Genomic DNA, 15,122 nt, shown 5'->3' with positions numbered 1-15,122 from the left:
CTCGTCGTCTGACGAGGGACGGGTTTTTTCGCAGTCTTCGGATGCTGAACCAGCAGCCCGAAACGATCTAAAACTTCTGCCCATGGCTTCATTTTATGCTTAATCACGCTGGGCTTCGGCTGGCCGTCGATATTGGCGGCACATTTACCGATACCGTTCTGATGGACGGGCAATCCAATATCCTCGCAACGACGAAAACTCCGACGACACCGGACAACCCAACCGTCGGCGCCTTGATTGGTGCAAAGCGCGTTCTGGATGACGCCAATGCCGGTTTCCCGCAGGTTTCCGGGTTCATTCACGGCACCACTCTGGCCACCAATGCCCTGATCGAGCGGCGGGGTGCCCCGGTTGCGACAATAACCACCGACGGGTTTCGGGACATACTCGAGATTGGGTATGAACGTCGCTACAGCCAGTATGACATCAATCTAGTCAAGCCCGACCTGCTGGTCCCGCGCGCCCGTGCCTTCACGATCGGCGGGCGAATGGATGCACGTGGTGACGAACTGACACCGCTGGATGTCGCCGGAATGGACGATCTGGTGCGCCAGATTGCGGATAGCGACGCCCAGGCCGTAGCGGTATGCCTGATGCATTCTTATGCCAACCCAAGGCACGAGGTGGCTCTACGGGACCAGTTGCTCAGGGCGCTCCCCGACCTGACCATCTCGCTCTCGCACGAAGTCAGCCCCGAGGCGCGCGAATTTGACCGCCTGTGCACCACCATCGCCAACGCCTATATCCAGCCCCAGATGGCCGGGTATCTGGCCGAGTTCCAATCCCGCTTCGCCGCAGAGGGGCTGACCTGTCCCATTCTCATGATGACGGCCGGCGGCGGTATGACAACATTGGAAACGGCCGCCCGCCTGCCGATCCGGTTGGTCGAATCCGGCCCGGCCGGTGGGGCCATCCTTGCCGCACGGATCGCGGCTGAAACCGGTGCGCGCGCCGTAACCAGCTTTGACATGGGGGGGACGACGGCCAAGCTGTGCCTGATTGATACTTTCCGCCCGCAGACCGCGCGCAGGTTCGAAATCGCAAGGGCCGCGCGCTTCATCAAAGGCTCAGGCATGCCGGTGCGCGTCCCCGTGATCGAGATGATCGAAATCGGCGCAGGCGGCGGCTCGATTGCCAGGGTCGATCGGCTGGGCCGCCTGCAGGTTGGCCCCGAAAGTGCCGGCGCACAGCCAGGCCCTGCCGCCTTCGGCAATGGCGGCAGGGCGGCGACCGTGACAGACGCCGATGTGGTGCAGGGCCTGATCGAACCCGGCCGGTTTGCCGAAGGCCGACTGACGATTGACACAGCTGCCGCCGAACAGGCCATCACCGTGGAAATCGGGAGCGCGCTGGACCTGGCACCGGACCTGGCCGCACGTGGTCTCAGCGAAATCGTCGACGAAAGCATGGCCGCCGCAGGTCGGATGCACGCGGTCGAGTCCGGAAAAGAGTTGGCAACCCGAGTGATGATCGCCTTTGGCGGCAATGGGCCATTGCACGCAACGCGAGTGGCCCGGCGGTGTCAGGTCGACCAAATCGTGATCCCGAAGAACCCGGGCGTAGGGTCAGCGGTCGGATTTCTGTATGCCCCGGTCGCCTTCGAAATCGTCCGGTCGCGCTATGCCACTCTGGACCAGCCGGATCTCGACGGCCTCAACGCCTTTTTTGACGAAATGACAGCCGAGGCGCTGGCCGTGGTCCGCGCCGGTGCACCTGAAGCCGAGTTGTCGATCCGAAAACAGGCCTTCATGCGGTACCACGGCCAGGGTCATGAGATCGAGATCGCGCTTCCGGATCGGGCACTTGGGCCTGCAGACATCGAAATCCTGCGCCGGGATTTCGAATCCGAGTACAGCCGGTTGTTCCGCCGCGCTGTACCGGGAATGGCGATCGAGATTCTCAACTGGTCCGTCGAGGTGTCGTCACCCGCCCCTGCCCTCAGCCGGGTTCCTGACGTAGCCCAACAGCGCACGGCGCGGCCGTGCGACCATCGACGCATTCTTTGTGATGTCAGCGGGCATTGGTGCGACGCCAGTATCTACGATCGATCCGGTCTTGAACCCGGCGATTGGCTGCGCGGACCGGCGCTGATTGCCGAGCCTCAAACCACCACATTCGTCAGCGCGGATTTTCAGGCCAGCGTCGATGGCGGCGGCAATCTCTGGCTCAACCGGATACAGGAGGACGCCGAATGAACACGACGAATACCCGTCTGCAGGTCATGTGGAACCGGCTGCTAGCGGTGGTCGAAGAACAGGGCCAGGCGCTGATCCGCGCCGCCTTTTCTCCGATCGTTCGTGAATGCGGCGACATATCCGCCGGCATTTTTGATGTACGCGGCCGTATGCTGGCCCAAGCCGTTACTGGAACGCCGGGCCACATCAACACGATGGCCGAAGCGGTGAAGACCCTGTGCGGGCGATACTCCCGCTCCGAAATGAAGCCGGGCGACATCTTTCTGACCAACGATCCTTGGATCGCATCCGGCCATTTGAACGATTTCCTGCTGATGATGCCGGTCTTTCATCGTGGCAATGTGGTTGGGTTTACGGCCTGCACCTCGCATCTGGTCGACCTTGGCGGTTTGGGCATGGGTCCCGAAGGCTCGGATATCTTTGATGAGGGGCTCCGTATCCCGCCGTGCAGACTGGTCGACCAAGGTCAGTTGAACGCGCTGCTGATGGATATCGTCAAAGCCAACTCGCGCGAGCCCATCGCCAATGAGGGCGACATCTACGCATTGATCGCGTGCTGCGAAACAGGCGCAGCGCGTCTGGCCGACATGATGGCCGAGTTTGGCATCGACACTTTGGACAGTCTGGCCGATTACATTATCGAAACCTCGCGCCGTGGCACGATCGAGGCCATCTCGGCACTGCCAAAGGGTACTTGGCACAATGTGCTGACCGTCGATGGGTACGAGTGTGAGATCGACTTGCGCGCGGCCCTGACCATTAAGGATGACCGGGTTCTGGTCGACTTTTCGGGCACATCGGGCCTGTCGCGCAAAGGCATCAACGTGCCACTCAACTATGCAACGGCTTACACGGTATTTGCCCTGCGATGCCTCATCGGCCCAGACATCCCCAACAACGCAGGCTCTTTGGCGCCATTCCTCGTGACCGGCCCGCCGGATTGCATTCTGAATGCACAGCCACCCGCTCCGGTGGCCATGCGCCATACGTTGGGACAGATGACCCCGGATCTGGTCTATGGCTGCCTGTCGCAGGCTCTGCCGGACGCCGTGCCGGCCGAAGGCGCCTCGTGCATGTACGACCTGCCTCTGCGCCACGCACCCGAGGCGGTTTCCCGCGGTGGCACGCAGTTTGCACTGGAACTGGTGTTCAGCGGCGGAACCGGCGCCAGGCCAAGCCTGGATGGCCTGTCGGCGACGGCCTTCCCCTCGGGTGTTTGGGGCAGCCAGGTCGAGACAACCGAGGCTGTCGCGCCTGTCCTGATCACACGTCGCGAATTGCGCCAGGACAGCGGTGGCCCCGGTCGCCTCCGCGGCGGATTGGGGCAGGACATCGAAATACGCTCCTCCACCAGCGAGGATTTCATGCTGTTCCTTTCGGTCGAACGCATCGCAAACCCAGCCAAGGGACGGCACGGCGGACTGGCGGGCGCGCCCGGTCGCATCCGTCTCGGCCCCGACGGTGCGGACTTGCCGGGCAAAGGTGAGGTGCGGATTGGCGGCGGCGAAACGCTGATCTTCCAAACTCCGGGCGGCGGCGGATTTGGGCCACCCAATGAAAGGTCACCCGTGGCCGTTCGACAGGATGTGCGGAACGAGCTTGTGAGCGCCCGGGCCGCGCAGCATGTCTATGGGATAAAGCCATGATCCGGCCCGTTTCCCATGTCGCTGCCATGTCGCCCTACGCGTTGGCCCAGCTGGATCCGCCGGCAGGACAGCGCCTTGTTTCGCTATCGCAAAACGAAAGCCTGCGCCCGCCAAGTCCCTTGATCGCACAGGCCGTCGCAGAGGCGGCCGCAAACGGCCACCTCTACCCGGACCCGGACTGGACGGCATTGTGTGCGCGACTGGCCGAGCTTCATGATCTGCCCGAGCAAGGTCTGTTGTGCGGGAACGGGTCGATGGAGTTGATTGCGGGTCTGGCGCAGGCCTTTGCCGGGCCAGACGCCGCCGTTCTTGCTCCTGCGAACGCATACCCGTTTTTTCGTACCGTGGCGCAGTTGGCCCGCGCCCGTTTCGACACCGCCGCCGAGGTGGACGGATGCGTATCCTTCGACGCGCTGCTGGCAGCCGTGCAGCCGGATACTAGGTTGGTATTTGTGGCCAATCCCGGCAACCCGACAGGCACCCGTACCTCCCGCCGCGATCTGCTGCGGCTTCGTGAAGGGTTGCGTGAAAACACCCTGCTTGTGATCGACGAGGCCTATGGCGAGTTCGCCGATGATCTGAACGAGCCGATGTTCGACCTTGTCGCGCGGGGGGACACTGTCGTTCTTCGAACTCTGTCCAAGGCCTACGGGCTGGCCGGATTTCGCGTGGGCTGGGGCCTGTTCCCACCGCAGATCGCGGTCCAGATACGCAAGGTGATGAACCCAAACAATGTGTCGGTGTGCGGACAGGCCGCCGCCTTGGCCGCTCTGAACGATCAGGACTACATGCTCGAGACATGTGCCCTCACTGCCGAGCTGCGCGACCGGTTTGCCAATCGCCTTCGGTCCGCCGGGTACGACGTTCCCAAAAGCCATACCAACTTTCTGCTGATCCGCTTTGCGGACCAATCCACCGCGACCAGAGCCGACAAAGCCCTACGGGAAAAAGGCATATTCCTGAGACCGCAATCCAGCGCGGGACTGGCCAATTGCCTACGTGCCACCATCGGTCAGACTGCAGACCTCGAACTCATGGCCGCAGTTCTGGAACATTGGGCCGAGGAGCTTCAGCCATGACACAGCCAAATTTCCACCCATCCAGAGGCCGGTCCCGTTTCGGCATTCTCGTGCCGTTCACGAACACCAATCTCGAACCCGACATGACGATGCTACGGCCCGAGGGCGTTTCACTGCACTTTGCCCGGATGGGTGGCTATGATCAGGAAGAAATCCCCGATGCTGCCCAAATGCACGGTCTTGGCGCCGCCGATCTGGATGAGCCGCTCAGGCTTTTGCTCGGTGTCCGGCCGGATGTCATTCTTTACGGGTGTACCTCGGCAACGCTGACCCATGGCCCGGCCTTCGATCGCGAACTTGCCGATCGTATCAGGACCAGCAGCGGGGCGCAGACCGTTACGGCCGCGGGCGCCCTGGTGCATGCGCTGCGTACGCTGGGGGCGACACGCATCGGCTTTGCCTCTCCCTATGTCGCAGACATCAATGACTCGGCAATCCGGTTCCTGGCCGAGACTGGCATTTCAACCGTGTCGCGGTCCGAAGTAGCAGGCCAGCTGGACAATTACGGCCAAGGTGCTCTGACCCCACAGGCAGTGTTTGACCTGGGTTTGGCTGCAGACTGCCCCGAGGCCGAGGTGTTGGTTTTGTCCTGTACGGACATGCGCAGCGTGGAAATCATCGACCGGCTTGAAAAAACTGTTGGCAAGCCCGTTGTCACTTCAAATCAGGCGATGGCATTTCAGGCAATGGAAATGGCCGGGATCACCACGCCGCCGGCCGGATTTGGCCGGCTGATGCTGAACCTGCAACGCTGAAGTCGTAGCGCCAGAATGCGCAGTCGTTTCAGCCGAGACTTTTCGGGGTGTTCAAGTCTCAAACGCCCTCAATGCCTTGGATTGCTCGTGCTGGAAATACCCGTTGCGGTCACACAGGTCGTTCAAATCGGATTGCAGTTCCTTGGCCTCCTTCGTTCTGCCTTCCTGCGCCAGAACCTGCACTTCGGCCGACAGCAGCCAGGCGACGAAGGCCTCCATCTCCATGTCCCGCGCCAGTTCGAGACCTCGGTTCAGGACCAGCCGGGCATCCGGAAGTTCACCCAGAACCGACTGCACCCGAGCGAGGGGAGCCGCTGCGAAACAGCACAGAACATCGATTCCAGCATCGTCCGACACGCGCAAGGCGCGACGCAACGCAATGGCGGCGTCAGCCGGTTCGTTTCGCTGCCAGCACCAGATCCCCCGCGCGATCAGCGCAAAACTCAAGTCATAGGCCTTGCCGGTTTCTTCGGCGATCGACAGGACCTCGCGGATACCGGCATCCGCTTCGTCAAACCGATGCATCATGCTGTTGGCGTTGGCACGGGTTGCAAGCCCAAGCACCGAAATCGACCCGGTGGTGCCCGCTTCGGCCACACGGAACACCGTCTGGAACAGGTCCGCATGTTGATCAATCGCCGACCGTGCGGCCGCGAAGTTACCGTGAAACCACGCAGCCTGGGCCAGCGCAAAGGCCGCGTTTGCCTGCAGGCGCGGATCTTCGGCGTCGGTTGCGCTCCGCAGCGCGCGCTCAGACACCTCCATAGCTTGCCGCACATCCGCCAGGATCGTCAGCATGATCGCCTGGTCGACCTGAAACGCAACGCGCGCGGATGTGTCCCCCAACGCATCGGACAAGGCTTCCGCCTCGCGTGAGATGGTCAGGATACGGTTGAAGTTCCCGCTGGCCACCAGCGAAACGCGCAGACCGCGCCGGGCGCGTAGCCCGAGGTCAACAGCCACCTGAGTGCCGGTCCGCTTTTGAACTTGGTCGATGCACCGCAGGGCGTTTTCGAAATATGAGACGGCGGCCTCGAACGAAAACAGCTTGATCGACAGCTCGCCGCACCGCGTATAGGCCTCGGCAGCCTCCAGCCATAACTCGCCCTTGTCCGCGTGACGGGCGATGGACTGTGCCACGTCCAGATCGTCGGATGTGCCGCGGCTCAGCAGAGTTTCATAGATCGCACGGTGCAGCCTTGCGCGGCGCTGGCGGGGAATACTGCGATACCCAACCTTCTGCACCAACGCATGGCTGAACCGCAGCTGCTGACCGTCCTGAGATTCCGGCAGCTCAAGAAAACCGCGTTCTACCAATGTCGAAATCTGGGTTTTGGCGTCGAAGCCCAGCCGTTGAAGCGTGTCGGCCAGAACACCCCACGTCCACTGCAACCCGCCGACGGCAACCAGCTGCAGAGCTTTGCGGTCCTCGCTTTGCAGTGCATCAATCCGGGATGCGATCAACGGTTGAACCCGGGCGGGGATCTCAATGTCGCCCAGGCTGTCCATCGCTCCGTCCTTGAACCCGGCTTGCGACATGCGGTCCCGCATGTGGTGGGCAAATTCTTCAACGAAAAGCGGTGTGCGGCCGCTCATGGCTTCGATGTATGAGCCCAGCTGACCATCGATGTCGCTCTGGCCCAGCAAGCGCGTGATCAGGTCCTTGCAGGCCGCCTCGCCCAGCGGGGCGACCGGAACGACCTTGAGCAAACCCATCGGGTCGTTCGTGAACAGGTTCGCGTTGCGCGAGGTCAGAAGGATCAGAACATTCGTTCCCCGCACCTGACCCAGCAGGTTGTCGATGACGTCCAGAGTGCCCTGGTCGGCCCAATGCAAATCCTCGAACAACAGAAGCAGGGGCTTGTCCTGCTTCATCGACAGAACCAGCCGCGACAGCATCTGGTTCAATTGCCTCCGTCGGCGAGACGGGTCTACAGCCGACAGTGCCGGTTCCATTTGGAAACGGCTGAACAGCGAATACAGGGCCGATCGGGTATGCGCATCCAGGAACTTGGTCCCGCCCAGAACGTCGGACAGCTTTTGGTCCAGTTCTGCATCGGATTTGGTGTCCGACAGTCCCAAACGGGCATTGATCACGCGGGTGATCGGCAGATACGCAGCTTCCTGATCCAGCGAAAAGCAGTTGAACTCCAGAACCTGGTGCGCGCCCAGAGGCCAGTTCTCGACCAACTCATGCAGCAGCCGAGATTTGCCAACGCCAGCCGCCCCCAACAACAGAACCGAGTTGCCCTTGCCGTCGCGCGCCTGGTTCCACGCCGCAACAAGCTCGGCCAGTTCCCTTTCGCGTCCGACAAATGGCGAACGTTCGCGGCGCGCCCGCGCCATCCAGCGCGACACCTGTTCTTTGCGGCCGGTGATTTCGAACAGTTTGATCGGACCCGCACCCCCGTCCAGCTCGAGATCGCCCACATGGGTATGGTCGAACAGATCGCCGGCATTCTCCAAAACCTGACCGGAAACCGTGACCACGTTCTTTCTGGCTGCGGCCTCGATCTTGCTGGCGATGTTCATGACCGGTCCTAGAAAGGCCTGCTCTTCCCCGAGGGTGTGTTGCAACTGGCCCACCAGCAATTCGCCGGAATGAACGCCAACCCGCACATCCAACTGCCGATCGTCCAGCTTGCCGATGCGTTCGATGATCCGCTGGGCGCTGGCTATTGCCTTGACCGCGTGATCCTCGTCCGCGTTCGGTGATCCAAAAACCGCGAGCGCTCCATCGCCGGTGAACAATGTCGTTGCGCCGAAATTTTCGCAGATCGACATGATCAGTTCGATGGCAGGGCCCAGATGGCTGACGGCGTCTTCGGGATCCAAACTGCCGATCATCATGGTCGAACGAACAATGTCGGCGAACAGAACCGTGCACATTCTGCGCTCGGTCGGTTCGATCTGGACCTGTTTCCTCATGTTCAAGCGCCCCCCGACTGCCCGAGTACAGTATGTCGCTGATCCCGGCCTTTTTCCAGACACCACGCAAGGGTGGCGCGGACCATCCACGGCATTGATATTGAGTAAAAAAACTATTAACAATTGGCCTTGTATTGCGAAAGGAACAATTATGAGTGACCACCATACTCGGGGTTTGACCCTGGAAGATGTTCAGCAGATCATTGGCCGCGGCATCCTTGACGAGGCCTTTCGAAAAGAATTCATCGACAACCCCGAAGGCGTAGTAAACCGCTTGGGAATCTCGCTCGATCAGGATGGCGAGGCGCGCAAGCTGTTGGCCGCGATTGGGAACGTCTTTTCCGGTGAATCCGACCTGAAGTCGGCGATGCAAGACATCAAGAAAGCCTATGAAGATACGTCCGACGGTGTGATCCGGCCCCGCTGCGCGTAACTTCGCATGAGCGAAAGCGCGACCGTCTCCAGTCAGGACCAAGGCGCAGCCCTGCATCAGCTGTGTCTGGTGTCCATGCCGTTTTCTTCCCTGCAACATCCAGGGCTTGGGATGTCTCTTCTTGCGCAGCTGGCACGGGACAACGGCTTTGCGACGACCGAGAAGTACTTCAGCTTCGACTATGCCGAGGCGATCGGCCTCGATGAGTATTTCATGCTGTCTGATGGCCGCTGCTATCAGGCGCTGCTGGGTGAATGGATATTCAGCGATCTGATCTATCCGCGCAGCGATCTGGACGCGATGGACTACCTGACCACGGTTCTTGGTGACTATGTGTCGGGTGTCGAATGGCTGGCGTTCATGCAAAACGCCATTGCCGCCCGAAAGCAAGCCGGAGCATTCGTCCAACGTTGCGCCGATGCGGTGATGGAACAAAACCCGACCGTGATCGGGATTACGTCTTCGTTCCAACAGGTCATGGCCTCGATCGCACTGGCCCGGGCCGTGCGGAGACGGTCAGCCGACGTGATCATCGTCATGGGCGGCGCAAATTGCGAAGGGCCGCTCGGGCGCGCGCTTTTGCAGGCCCATCCTGAACTGGACGCGGTTTGCATTGGCGAGGGCGACCATGCTTTTCCCGAGTTTCTGAAAGCCCTGGGGCCCAGCAGACCCTTGCCCGTGGTCGAGGGGTTTCTGAACCAAAGCCAATTGGATAACCCGCTGGAGGAGTCTCGACCGCGCCTGACCACGGATCTGAATACGCTGCCCATCCCGGATTTCAACGCTTTCTTTGAACAATTTCAAAGCACTCCGGGGCTATCAGAGCGCCTTGTGCCATCTGCGACGATCGAAACATCGCGCGGCTGCTGGTGGGGCGCGAAACACCATTGCACTTTCTGCGGGCTGAACGGCCAATCGATGACCTACCGGAGCAAGTCCGCCGAGCGGGCTTATGTCGAATTCTGCACGCTTGCCGATCTCTATGGCCCGGATCTTGTCGTGGTCGACAACATTCTGGATCACCGCTACCTCAAGACCCTGATCCCGAAGCTTGCGCAGGACACCAGACCATTCCTGATGCATTTCGAGGTCAAATCGAACCTTTCGCCGACCGTGATCGCCCGTCTGGCCGACGCCGGCGTTCGAAAGATCCAGCCGGGTATTGAGACCTTCGATACTCCGACCCTTGCGCATATGAGAAAAGGGGTCAGCGGAATTCAGAACATCCAGACGCTGAAGCTGTGTGCCGAGGCCGGGGTTTTTGTCGAATGGTGTTTCCTCTACGGGTTTCCCGGAGAAAGCGCAGCAGCCTTCGAACGGATGGCAAAGCTCATTCCGCTGCTGCATCACCTGCAACCACCCGGCTCGATAGGACCGGTGCGAGCGGACCGGTTCAGCCCTTATTTTGAACACCCCGAAGCATTTGGGGTCGAGGTCGAACCAGCGAAGCCGTATTCATTCATATTCGACCTGCCGCCCGAAGAAGTCTGGAATTTCGCCTACCATTTCGACATCGTCGACAACGGTCCAAGCCCGCCAGCGCAGCGCGCGGCGTCGACGTTGGATGCGCTTGCCGCATGGCAAAACGAGGCCGGTACGTCAGCCCTCTACGTCGAGGGCGACACGGTGATCGACCTGCGGGCGTCAGGACAAAGAGTTGTTCACCAATTGGACGAGACGGCTCGGGCCATCCTTGACCTGAGCCCAGTGATCATAGGCAGGGCGCTTCTTGGCGATCAGGTGTCCGACTTGTACGGGGCGGACGCGTTTGAAGCCGCGATGGACCGCCTTGAGAAGCTTGGGCTGATCTATGTCGAGGACAAATCCGTACTGTCCCTCGCCCTCAGGTCCCCAGGATTCCAGCGGGCGCCGACCTGGTCCGAGATCCGCAATGCGCCTGAACGTGCTTTCGCCGCTCAATTTCCCTCAGAATTCGCAAGTGCACAGGTACCGGGACCGCAACCGGCGGAATGAGATCGGACCCGGAGCTTCTCGATGCCCCGGATCCGACTGACACTCAAAGAGCGGCCCTGAACAATCCGGTCAGGTTTTCCTCGGTCAACTCGATGGGGTTGCCACCGCACGAGGGGTCAATGATCGCACCTTTGACTAACTCCGGGATTGCATCCTCGGTCACGCCCAGATCGGACAGCTTGCGCGGAATGCCCAGCGAGTCGTTGAATTCCTGCACAAAGGCCCGGAACCCGTCGAACCCGCCCGAAATGCCCAGATAGGCTGCGGCCACGTCGAACCGGTCGGCGATCACAGGCGCGTTGAATTCCAGAACCGGTGGCATGCAGACCGCGTTGGTGGTGCCGTGATGGGTGTTGAACACCGCGCCGATCGGGTGGCTCATGGCGTGGATCGCGCCCAGCCCCTTTTGGAACGCCGTCGCACCCATGGCGGCCGCACTCATCATTTGGGCGCGGGCCTCGATGTCGGTGCCGTCCGCATACGCGCGCGGCAGAAAGTCCTTGACCAACCGCATCCCTTCCAGCGCAATGCCCTGGCTCATGGGGTGATAGTGCGGGCTGGAATAGGCCTCGACACAATGCGCAAAGGCATCCAGGCCGGTCCCGGCGGTAATGAATTTCGGCATGCCCACGGTCAGTTCAGGGTCGCAGATCACCACGGCCGGCAGAACCTTGGGGTGGAAGATGATCTTCTTGGCATGGGTTTCCGAATTGGTGATGACGCTGGCGCGGCCCACTTCCGAGCCGGTGCCGGCCGTCGTCGGCACCGCGATGATCGGCGCGATCGCCTCGGCGTCCGCACGGGTCCACCAATCGCCAATGTCCTCGAAATCCCAGACCGGCCGCGTCTGACCGGCCATGAAGGCAACCATCTTACCCAGATCCAGCCCCGAGCCGCCGCCGAATGCGATCACACCGTCATGCCCACCCGCCTTGTAGGCGACGACGCCAGCTTCGAGGTTCTTTTCGTTCGGGTTCGGGTCGACCTCGCTGAACAGGCCCCGGCCCAGCCCGGCGGCCTCGAGAATGTCCAGCGTCGCGGCGGTGATCGGCAGATCGGCCAGGCCGCGGTCGGTCACCAGAAGCGGGCGCTTGATCCCCGCCGCCGCGCAGGCCTCGGGCAGTTCCTTGATGCGGCCCGCGCCGAATTTGATCGTGGTCGGATAGGACCAGTTTCCAACAAGACTCATGTCAGCTTTCCTTGTGTCTAAGGCCTGCCCCGGCGAGGGGGTCGGTCCGGGGCAGGCAAATCGTCCTCAGCCCGTCACCTTTTTCAGGTGGTAGGATTTGGGACGTGTCAGGTTGTGATATCCGATGATCGAAAGGCCGCCGCCACGGCCGGTATTCTTGCAGCCGGTCCAGCACAGACCCGGGTCCAGATAGTCGGCCCGGTTCATGAACACGGTTCCGGTCTCGATCCGGTCGCCAATGCGTTCGGCCCGCGCCACATCGCGCGTCCACAGCGAGGCGGTCAGGCCGAACTCGCTGTCATTCATCAAGGCAATGGCCTCGTCATCCGAGGACACCTTCATGATCCCCACGACCGGGCCAAAGCTTTCGTCGCGCATCACGCGCATGTCGTGGGTGACGTTGGTCAGGATCTGCGGCGTCAGATAGGCGCCGCCGTCATCCTCGGCAAAGGTCTCGATATGCGCCACGGCACCGGCGGCCACGGCCTCGGTGATCTGGGCGCGCACCTCGTCGGCAAAACGCACGTTGGCCATCGGCCCCAGCGTCGTCTCCGGATCCAGCGGATTGCCGAGCTTGTAACCCTTGACGATCTCGACCGCCTTGGCGACGAAATCGTCATACAGGCTCTCATGCACATAGATCCGCTCGATCCCGCAGCAGCACTGGCCCGAGTTGAACATGGCACCGTCGATCAGCGTCTCGACCGCCGCATCCAGATCGGCGTCATCCATGACATAGCCCGGGTCCTTGCCCCCCAACTCGGTGCTGACGGGGGTAAAGGTTCCGGCCGCGGCCCGTTCCATCGCCTGCCCTCCGGCGACCGAGCCGGTGAAGTTCACGAAATCGAACGCCTTGCCTGCAATCAGATCGTTGGTCACGTCGTGGCTCAGGAACAGGTTCTGGAACACGTCCTCGGGCACGCCAGCCGAGTGAAAGGCCCGCGCCATGCGCTCACCCACCAACAGGGTCTGCGTGGCATGTTTCAGCACAACCGTATTGCCCGCGATCAAGGCCGGCGCCACAGTGTTGATCGCCGTCATGTACGGATAGTTCCAGGGCGCCACGACGAACACCACTCCATGCGGAACGCGTTTGATGTAACGCTTGAACGTCTCGTCCTCGCCCACGGCAATATCAGCCAGCGCATCGCGCGCAATGCCCGCCATATAGGTCGCGCGTTCGCTGAAACCGCCGAACTCGCCGCCATAACGCACCGGCCGCCCCATCATCCGGGCCAGTTCCGGCACGATCTCGTCATTCATCGCACCCACGGCGGCAACGCCGGCCATCACCAGATCGATGCGCTCCTGCAGGGGCCGCGCTGCCCAATCCGCCTGCGCCGCCCGCGCCTGGCCCGCTGCGGCAAATGCCGCGTCACGATCCAGCGTGTTCCGCTCGGCAAACACCGATCCGTCGATCGGCGAGATACATTTCAACACCTGACCCATTGGTCACTCCATCCTCAAGCAAAGCAGACCCGCTGCTTCATCTGGCCAAAAATATTCCGGGGAGCGTGAGGGGCTGGCCCCTCACATCCGCCCTCTACGCCCGCTCGAACCCGCGGGCAATCTCCCAATCGGTCACCACGCGCTCGAATTCCTCGATCTCGACCTCGGCGGCGCGGACATAGTGATCCACCACGTCATCGCCCATGGCCGCCCTCAGCATGGACGACCCATGCAACGCATCCCGCGCCGCGCGCAGGTTGCCCGGAATCATGCCCGTATCCCCCTGATAGACATCGCCCTTGGTCGGCGGCTGCAGCTTGAGCCCCTCCTCGATGCCCGCGATCCCTGCGGCCAGCATGCCCGCGATGGCCAGATAGGGGTTCATGTCCGAACCCGGAATCCGGCACTCCACCCGCACCGCCTTGGTGCCATCCCCGCACAGCCGGAACCCCGCGGTGCGGTTGTCCACCGACCAGATGATGCGCGTCGGCGCAAAGGTGCCCTTCATGAACCGCTTGTAGCTGTTGATGTACGGCGCCATGAAACAGGTATAGTCGGGCGCGTATTTCAGCAGGCCCGCCATGTAGTTTTTCATCAGGTCCGACATGCCCAGCGGATCGGCCTTGTCAAAAAATGCCGGTTGCCGGTCCGCCCACAACGACTGATGCACATGCGACGAACTCCCGACCCGGTCATGATGCCATTTCGGCAGGAAGGTCGCTGCATGGCCGTGCTGCCACGCGATCTCCTTGACCGCGTTCTTGGCGATCGAATGATACTCGGCCGTTTGCATGGCCGGGGCGTATTTGATGTTCAGTTCTTCCTGCCCGGCCTCGGCCTCGCCCTTGGAATTCTCGATCGGAATGCCCGCATCCCACAGGTGATTGCGGATCGGCCGCATCACATGCTCTTCTTTGGTGGTCTGCAGGATGTGGTAATCCTCGTTGTAGCCCGAGATCGGTTCCAGATCGCGGAAACCTTCTTTGCGTATCTGGTCAAAGCTCTTCTCAAAGAGGAAAAACTCCAGCTCGGTGGCGCACATCGCGTCATAGCCCATAGCCTTCAGCCGGTTGACCTGCTTCTTTAAAATAGACCGAGGCGCGTGTGGAACCTCTTCATGCGTGTGGTGATCCAGCACGTCGCACATCACCATCACCGTGCCCTCCAGCCACGGCACCGGGCGCAGGGTGCTGAGGTCGGGCTTCATGACATAGTCGCCATAGCCGCGCTCCCAGCTGGTCGAGGCATAGCCATCCGGCGTCGCCATCTCGAGATCGGTGGCCAGCAGGTAATTGCAGCAATGGGTTTCTTCCCAGGCCCCGGCCACGAAATGGCCCGCGTGGAATCGTTTGCCCATCAAGCGGCCCTGCATGTCCACCATGCAGACCAGAACCGTATCGACCGAGCCTTCGGCAACCTGGGTCTTGAGCGTGTCGAAGTTGAGCATGAGCCACCTATTTCTGCGCCGGCGCCA

The 15,122-nt window shown here is 61.5% G+C and carries 10 protein-coding genes; 6 read left to right on the top strand and 4 right to left on the bottom strand.

Features of this window, described 5'->3' with window-relative positions; genetic code table 11:
* Positions 1 to 95 precede the first annotated feature (95 nt).
* The 4 genes from ACR3EL_RS18090 to ACR3EL_RS18075 are packed head-to-tail and all read left to right on the top strand — an operon-like array spanning position 96 to position 5,675.
* Positions 96 to 2,195, top strand: coding sequence for a hydantoinase/oxoprolinase family protein (locus ACR3EL_RS18090; protein ID WP_480722510.1), 2,100 nt, complete (start codon positions 96 to 98; stop codon positions 2,193 to 2,195).
* Positions 2,192 to 3,841, top strand: a complete 1,650-nt coding sequence (locus tag ACR3EL_RS18085; RefSeq protein ID WP_170341967.1) for a hydantoinase B/oxoprolinase family protein — start codon at positions 2,192 to 2,194, stop codon at positions 3,839 to 3,841. The genes ACR3EL_RS18090 and ACR3EL_RS18085 overlap by 4 nt, the downstream gene beginning before the upstream one ends.
* Positions 3,838 to 4,920 carry a pyridoxal phosphate-dependent aminotransferase gene (locus tag ACR3EL_RS18080; RefSeq protein ID WP_480722509.1) on the top strand — a complete coding sequence of 361 codons (1,083 nt, stop codon included), beginning with the start codon at positions 3,838 to 3,840 and terminating at the stop codon, positions 4,918 to 4,920. The genes ACR3EL_RS18085 and ACR3EL_RS18080 overlap by 4 nt, the downstream gene beginning before the upstream one ends.
* Positions 4,917 to 5,675 carry a maleate cis-trans isomerase family protein gene (locus ACR3EL_RS18075; protein ID WP_170341963.1) on the top strand — a complete coding sequence of 253 codons (759 nt, stop codon included), beginning with the start codon at positions 4,917 to 4,919 and terminating at the stop codon, positions 5,673 to 5,675. The genes ACR3EL_RS18080 and ACR3EL_RS18075 overlap by 4 nt, the downstream gene beginning before the upstream one ends.
* A gap of 51 nt (positions 5,676 to 5,726) precedes the next feature.
* Here the strand turns inward: ACR3EL_RS18075 and ACR3EL_RS18070 are convergent, their stop codons facing one another.
* Positions 5,727 to 8,603, bottom strand: coding sequence for an ATP-binding protein (locus tag ACR3EL_RS18070; RefSeq protein WP_170341961.1), 2,877 nt, complete (start codon positions 8,601 to 8,603; stop codon positions 5,727 to 5,729).
* A 151-nt stretch (positions 8,604 to 8,754) separates the two neighbouring features.
* On the opposite strand from ACR3EL_RS18070, the gene ACR3EL_RS18065 reads away from it, so the two are divergent.
* Together ACR3EL_RS18065 and ACR3EL_RS18060 are read left to right on the top strand one after the other, a co-directional pair.
* Positions 8,755 to 9,036 (top strand): Os1348 family NHLP clan protein, encoded by a 282-nt coding sequence (locus ACR3EL_RS18065; protein ID WP_170341959.1) that lies wholly within the window; start codon positions 8,755 to 8,757, stop codon positions 9,034 to 9,036.
* Positions 9,037 to 9,042: 6 nt separating this feature from the next.
* Positions 9,043 to 11,010 carry a RiPP maturation radical SAM C-methyltransferase gene (locus tag ACR3EL_RS18060; protein WP_480722508.1) on the top strand — a complete coding sequence of 656 codons (1,968 nt, stop codon included), beginning with the start codon at positions 9,043 to 9,045 and terminating at the stop codon, positions 11,008 to 11,010.
* Between the two features lie 43 nt (positions 11,011 to 11,053).
* Here ACR3EL_RS18060 and ACR3EL_RS18055 read toward each other — a convergent pair whose 3' ends face one another.
* From ACR3EL_RS18055 to ACR3EL_RS18045, 3 genes are all read right to left on the bottom strand, one after another.
* Positions 11,054 to 12,199: an iron-containing alcohol dehydrogenase gene (locus tag ACR3EL_RS18055; RefSeq protein WP_170341955.1), complete on the bottom strand. Its 1,146-nt coding sequence runs from the start codon at positions 12,197 to 12,199 to the stop codon at positions 11,054 to 11,056.
* A gap of 66 nt (positions 12,200 to 12,265) precedes the next feature.
* Positions 12,266 to 13,648 carry an aldehyde dehydrogenase family protein gene (locus ACR3EL_RS18050; protein WP_170341953.1) on the bottom strand — a complete coding sequence of 461 codons (1,383 nt, stop codon included), beginning with the start codon at positions 13,646 to 13,648 and terminating at the stop codon, positions 12,266 to 12,268.
* Between the two features lie 94 nt (positions 13,649 to 13,742).
* A complete protein-coding gene (locus tag ACR3EL_RS18045) occupies positions 13,743 to 15,095 on the bottom strand; it encodes a glutamine synthetase family protein (RefSeq protein WP_170341951.1) in 1,353 nt (450 codons plus the stop codon).
* Between the last annotated feature and the right edge of the window lie 27 nt (positions 15,096 to 15,122).

It is taken from the genome of Ruegeria sp. BJ3, assembly GCF_056535665.1.
This window is presented reverse-complemented; position numbering and strand designations above follow the sequence as displayed.